This is a genomic window from Lysinibacillus sp. fls2-241-R2A-57, assembly GCF_030209535.1.
In the GTDB taxonomy this organism is placed as follows: domain Bacteria; phylum Bacillota; class Bacilli; order Bacillales_A; family Planococcaceae; genus Lysinibacillus.
Genome location: NZ_JARVRU010000200.1, coordinates 22595 through 29122 on the forward strand (window position 1 = coordinate 22595; position 6528 = coordinate 29122).

Genomic DNA, 6528 nt, shown 5'->3' on the forward strand with positions numbered 1-6528 from the left:
CATCACTGAATTGGGAGCTTCCTAATATAATCTAAACCGGATCTCTATTTTAAGCACTACCATTTTTCGGATATGAAGGTCGAGTTTGTTTTAGCCTAGACTTTTTAGTGCCAGAAATTTTATTTTCATGGGAGTACAAAAAACTCAACAAAAAAGCGTTAATCCTTCTGTAATCAACACAACCATTAGTTCAACAAGGTATTATCATGACCTAATACAAAAATTCCTAAATTCCGTAATACTTTTTATAAAAATTTAGAACTTCTTCTACGTTAAAATCCTCAAAATCTTCTTTACATTTCTGTAAATAGCTTAATTCTTTCTTTGTCTCTAAAGTATCAATTTTTTCGAGATACCCCAGTGTCTTTTCCAATCCTGCACCACATAATAGTTGAACATCAATATAACAATGTGTATCAAAGTCCTTTTCCTTTGCTCTCCAAATTAATACAGTATCGTCAACACATCCTAAAGCAAATAATTGAATACATAGTGTTTTTAAGTATTCATTATCTTCGGACGATTTATTCTCTATTTCTTCTTTTAATAAATTTCTGATACTATCCACAAAATCTATCTTAGGTACTAAACCAAAATTTTTTAAAAGTTCTTCAGTTTTATCCATAAATCACAGTTCCCCCTGTTTTCCATTTGAAGAACTATATTCTCCTAAACTGATTGTACTCCTTCTTGAATAATCCCTGCTCCGTTATCCCAATAAAGAAAAAAAGAGCTGCCTAGGCAACTCAACAACCTTTATTCAAGCACTCCGATAGTTGAAAAATGAAATGAAAGCCTTGCAGCATAGTAGAATTCTGCTCCATCATGGTACATAACTCAATCTCTTTCTTTTGCCCTCTGTGTATCTCTTATATTCTTTTGAACCGTTATTGCTGCAAATAAACTAAGAACAAATGCCATACCATAAAATCCTTTTTCGCTTAGAACAATACTTCCTGCATTGTATAAACCGATAGCTATTAATGAAATAGATACAATAAGTGCGAACCAACTAATACCATAATAAATACCAGTAACTGGTATTCCCTCATCTTTATCTCTAACTGCTTTTTGTAAAGATATCGCCGAATAGAGTCCGAATACTAAAACTGCAAAGTAATATCCTTTTTCGTTTAATTCCATATTTGCGTTAAACAAACCTATAAGATAAGACGAAACACCTACTAGTAGCGCTGCCCACGAAGCCCCTTTGAAGGCTGGAGTCGGCTCTCCCTCTTTCCTTACTTCTTTCACTTTTACATCATTTCGCTTTTCTTTATCTAATAAAACTTCATTATCATTGGACATTCAATTTATCGCCTCCATCTTTTAATCTATGTACTACTAATCAATTATGCCACAGCATAATTACGTCCAGAATCTGCTTTGTGCTTGCACCAAAAACCCCTTTCCGATTTGTAAGTAGTTAAAAAAGAGCACAAGAGACACTGTAGTGCACCTTCCTACATCTATTATATAAAAATCCCTTACAAATAATATATAATTTTATTATTAATTGGCTCATCACCATAACGTGTGGTTGATTTCCGTTCCGACTGGGCGCTTTCCAGGGAGCCTTTAACTTTACCCAATGACATATTTCATTATCGTCATACTGTCAATTAGTATTTCACAAACATCCACCCTGGGAACAAAAATCGGCAGATATGAATCATAGAATTCATACCTGCCAAAGCTGCTTGCTCTAATTTTCTAAATCGGCTGTTCTTCGATTTAATCATTGTGGTTATATACTTGCTCGATAAAAAGTGAGTAATCTGCATCTCGATTTTCTTTATTTTCAATGATGATTTTACCTTCATATAATAATTCACCTGTACGTAAATCACCGATCAAGAACAAATGGCCATCCGAAACACGATTGACTAAATATAGTTTACCATCTGTAATCTGTAAAGAAGGTTCTTCTTTATCATTAGCAATGCTTGGATATTTAAAGTTTAAAGGCTCTTCCCACTGTTTCTTTTCAATATTATATCGGTTTAGCTCTAACCCATTAGTTGAATAAACAGGAATGAATATATCTGTTCCATGTAGAACCAACGACTTCGTATGTGGTTTTAATTCGGCTGGAATTGTCCATTCTTTCACTTCATTATTACGATTGTTATAAAGATACATTTTGCTAGAGATAGTTTCAGGCTTACTATCTTCTAGTTGATTGTATTTTTCAACCATATATAAGAAATAATTTTCATTTTGTACTTTATTATTTTCATTAAATATACGGATGCTGGCCTGGCCTATCTCTTCTGACTCTAATTTTGCAAGTATTGAGTCATGTTCTAATTCCTTTTTGTTTTCATCAACCGTATATATGTGCAACTCTTCCTCACCATTGAGATAACTTGTTGCTAAAATCTTTATTTTTCCATTTTCTACATAGACATCTTGCTCATTGATCCAGTCATATCTAACTTGGTCTGGCATATTGATTTCAAATGAAGAACTGTCATTTGTATTTTTATCAAGTGTATCGATTTGAAGAGTGAATAAATTTCCGAGACCCTTTTTTCGACCATTACTTTGAAAAGTGATGTAAATCAAACGGTCTTCATCTTCAAAATACTGTCCAGGATTTGCTTCTTTTCCACGCATAAACTTACGGTGTTCTTGAATATATTTTTGAAACATCAAAGGGTTATTTCGTCCCATCAACTCTCCAATAAAAGACCCGCTCTGATTAGTCGAACTATCCTTTGATATACGCAACCCACGAAAAATATCACCGCTCTGATAACTCGCTTGAAGAATAAGATTGTCGATTTCTCCCGTATTTCCTCCAGTAGTTTCAATTTTAAAGGATACACCCTTTGCCATTGCCTGTTGAATATAGTAAGAACCGATTGTCGTCAAGATGATTAAACTAATCAATATCGTTTTCCAATATTTTTTCATTGCTATCCCCCCTTAGACCCTGATTTTATATTTTAGCAAATGATTCGCGATCCAAATGGCACTCCCTAATACGATGGTTCCCATTACTAATACCATTAGAAGAACTTCAAGTGAGTAAAAATAGCCACCATTAAATTCATTCACTAGTATTGGCGCAAAAAAGACTCCGAACGAAAGCATTCCATAAACGATTGCGAAAAATATGCCTTTTAAACCGTAACTTCGTTCAATTAAAATGGCAGTGAATAGAACTGCTACAAAGATTAGCCCGACTCCATAAATCAGGATAAATTCAGTAAAGGTATTCGGATACACCCAGTCCCACATTTCTAAACTATTAATATCATATAATGAAAAATGCGATTGTAATTCAGTTGGTATAATACTATTAACAATTTGTATTTCGATCGGGATTAACAATATTTGCAAGGTAACTAATCCAAGTACTAAAATCATAATAGTTGTCAATTTTGCGAAATAAATAGTAATTCTTTCAGTTGGCAACATTAATAATCTGTAAATAAACGTATTTTTTCCAAACCAATCCCGATACCAAATAAAGAAAACATAAATCATCAACATAGCGATGCTAAAAAAGATTGGCATCAGAAACCATTCAGAGTCAAAGAAATAATTAAATGAAAAGTAATCCTTAACATATTGGCTCATTGATAGTTGATTCTGATCCGCTCTATCCATATATCCTTTTGACACGACAATCGCCCCAATGAACTGACTGACAATTATCAATCCTATTAAGGCTAGGTACAGTTTGAAAAATCGATTTACTTCGAAATTAAGAAGTTTTAAATAGTTTTTCATCCGCGATACACCTCTCTCATGACATCAACGACTGATTTCCCTTCCTTTTCACGTACTTCCTCTACACTAAAGTCCTTTAACACTTCACCGTTATCAATAAGCACTGCTCTATCAATCAAGTGTTCAATATCACTAATTTCATGGGTTGTGATAATCACACCACGATCTTCAATTAAATGGCTTGTAAACACTTCGGCAATCTGTTCACGGGAGAATATATCGATACCAGAGAATGGTTCATCCATCAGTAAGTAATCCACATTCAGTGCCAAACCTAATATCATATTGACTTTAGCCATATTCCCCTTTGATAAATTGGCAATCCGTTCAGTAGAATCTAGTTTGAAAAATTGCAACAACTCTTCTGCTCTTTTTGGATCCCAGTTTTTATAAAAATCGGCCATGAACGTAAAGGCCTCACAAATTTTCATTTGCGGCAACATCGTAATCGTATCTGGAATAAAGGTAATTTTTTCGAAGCTTTCTTTCCGGATTTTTTCCCCATCAATCAAAATTTCACCGCTATCAATCGGAGTGAGCGCCATAATAGCTTTCATGATTGTCGTCTTTCCTACTCCGTTTAAACCGATTAGACAAGTAATTTCACCTTTTTCAGCAGTGAATGAAAGACCTTTTAATACCTGTTTCCTGCCGTATTTTTTCATGACATTTTTCACTTCAATCATTTCGATTCCTCCGCTTCTCCGCTTTCGGCATCATGTTTTTTCTTAACTAGTTCCAACACTTCGGATAACGGTACATCAATGGATTTAATAGAACCTAAAAATAAGTCAACCGCTTCAATAATCAATTCCTCGCGGACACTTTTAAGGACCTTTTCATCTTTAGTAATGCAGCTCGGCATATTCCCCTCAGTAAAAATCAATCCTTGTTCCTCCATTTCCTTATAAGCTCGTTGTGCAGTATTTGGGTTAATCTTCAGCTGGTTGGCTAGTTCTCTTCTTGATGGAATCTCCTGACCAGGTTCAAAATACCCCTTGGCGATTTGCTCTTTAAAATGCCGGATAACCTGGACATAAACTGGATCCCGATTATTAAACTTTACAGTCAATTAACTCAACTCCCAGAAAATCATATTTTCATGTATTAAGCACTTAATACAGATTGTACATAATGGTGGGCTAAGTACTTTAAGAAAACCACCCAATTTATTATTTAGCCATTACCCCGCTAATTAGTCTCGGTGTATTAACACCTTAATACACCGTTCTCAAAAAAACGTAAAAGTGTATTAAGCACATAATACACTCTTCGTAATGTATTATAGGCTTAATACACTTTTCATGTCAATCAAATCCATGGAAATATATCTCAATGTTTAAAAAGACAACCAGTTGTTAAACTAACCTACCACGAAAGTTTAGGTAGAAAAAGGCTCTACTCATTATTGAAGTAAAGCACCCCGTTAGCTCAATAAGAACTATTTATTAAGTTGCTCATTATACCAACTTATTGAGTGTACGTTCTCTTTTAATAAGTTATCAATTATTTGCTTTAACACACTTGGTTCTCGTAAGTCTTCATTTTCTAATCTTTCAAGCTCATTTACTTTTATCCACTTGCTGTCAGAAATATCATCTTCTTCGAGATTTAAAGAACCTCCAGTAACCTCACCGATAAAATGAAATAAAATAACTTGATTGTTCGTACTACTAATAAAATTATATACACCAGTAGTGCCAATCAGTTTTACTTCTAACCCCGTTTCCTCTTTAACTTCCCTACGAGCTGAATAGAGAATGTCCTCACCATATTCAATACGTCCACCTGGAAAGTTCCACTTATCAACAGCAGTAGGTTTATTCTCTCTTATAATCAAGACTTTATCATCACTAAAGATTGATACACTTGCAACTAAAACAATTCCCTCTTGCGACATCCATTTCTCCTCAATTCCTTTGAATATTACATTTATTACTATAATACCCTGATTACCTTCTTCTTTCACTAACCTGCTTCGTTTAGTTTAAGTAAATTTCTTCACAACGCTTTCCTGATTTTGGACTAGCACATAACTATATTGCCACACAATATTGCCCTTTAGTGGAAAAAGCACTTTCCTTATTCCAGAAAAGCGCCCAATTGTTGAAGATTGGTTTTCAACTAAAGCCTCCTTTACTTTAAGTACAAAAATTCTCAAGTACATTAAAATTCCAAAGATCCAGTTTTTGTTTAGGTTTTCCTTTAAATTGTCCTTAAATTTAATAATTCTAAACCATTTCTGAAATCCCTGCCTTAATAATAATTATGTTTTTTGGCTTTAAGTCTTCTATATCTTCTATTTGCTCCTCCGAAAAAATCAGGTAACTAACAATGTAAAGCAGCAAAGAGTGTTTCTAGTCATTAACACAATCAGGAAAACTTAGTAAAAGATGTTTACAAACAACTTAAAGATGGATCTACTTACAAAGTAAACAAAAAATTCTTAAGGAGGTCGAATGAAATGATCGTTATCGTTAAATTGATGTCATTGGTAGTTACAACTTCAGTAAAAATGAAAATCACACATTCGACCAGATTGGAATGGATCGCTTAAGTTTTTTTGTAATTAAGCATACCCATACCGCAGGGAGAAGTGTGCCCCTGCGGTATTTTTGTGCCTTTTTTCACCGTAGGGGAGTCTCTCTACGGTTTTTTTCATTTTTCATGGTAATTTAAGGAGGTGATAATAAATGATATTAAACTTTTTTGCTCTCACGATAACTATTACTAAACGTGAGATCTCTCTTGAGAAAGCACTTCATAATGAAAATGTAAAAAAAATCT

The 6528-nt window shown here is 33.9% G+C and carries 8 protein-coding genes; 1 reads left to right on the forward strand and 7 read right to left on the reverse strand.

What is annotated here, in order from left to right:
• Window positions 1-226 precede the first annotated feature (226 nt).
• From QRN68_RS24455 to QRN68_RS24485, 7 genes are all read right to left on the reverse strand, one after another.
• Window positions 227-625 (reverse strand): hypothetical protein, encoded by a 399-nt coding sequence (locus tag QRN68_RS24455; RefSeq protein ID WP_285399864.1) that lies wholly within the window; start codon window positions 623-625, stop codon window positions 227-229.
• 212 nt (window positions 626-837) lie between these two features.
• Complete coding sequence (gene yiaA, locus QRN68_RS24460; protein ID WP_285399865.1) at window positions 838-1308, reverse strand: inner membrane protein YiaA; 471 nt, start codon at window positions 1306-1308, stop codon at window positions 838-840.
• 426 nt (window positions 1309-1734) lie between these two features.
• Entirely contained in the window at window positions 1735-2919 is a 1185-nt protein-coding gene (locus QRN68_RS24465) for a hypothetical protein (protein WP_285399866.1), read from the reverse strand.
• A 12-nt stretch (window positions 2920-2931) separates the two neighbouring features.
• Complete coding sequence (locus QRN68_RS24470; protein ID WP_285399868.1) at window positions 2932-3741, reverse strand: hypothetical protein; 810 nt, start codon at window positions 3739-3741, stop codon at window positions 2932-2934.
• Window positions 3738-4427 carry an ABC transporter ATP-binding protein gene (locus QRN68_RS24475; protein ID WP_285399869.1) on the reverse strand — a complete coding sequence of 230 codons (690 nt, stop codon included), beginning with the start codon at window positions 4425-4427 and terminating at the stop codon, window positions 3738-3740. The genes QRN68_RS24470 and QRN68_RS24475 overlap by 4 nt, the downstream gene beginning before the upstream one ends.
• On the reverse strand, window positions 4424-4813 hold the full coding sequence (locus tag QRN68_RS24480; RefSeq protein ID WP_285399871.1) for a GntR family transcriptional regulator: 390 nt from the start codon (window positions 4811-4813) through the stop codon (window positions 4424-4426). Before QRN68_RS24480 ends, QRN68_RS24475 begins: the two co-directional genes overlap by 4 nt.
• Window positions 4814-5182: 369 nt before the next feature.
• Window positions 5183-5641, reverse strand: coding sequence for an NUDIX hydrolase (locus QRN68_RS24485; protein ID WP_285399875.1), 459 nt, complete (start codon window positions 5639-5641; stop codon window positions 5183-5185).
• Between the two features lie 793 nt (window positions 5642-6434).
• Between QRN68_RS24485 and QRN68_RS24490 the strand changes: the two genes are divergently transcribed.
• Window positions 6435-6528: YrzI family small protein (locus QRN68_RS24490; protein ID WP_285399876.1), on the forward strand; the 94-nt coding region annotated here is incomplete at its 3' end.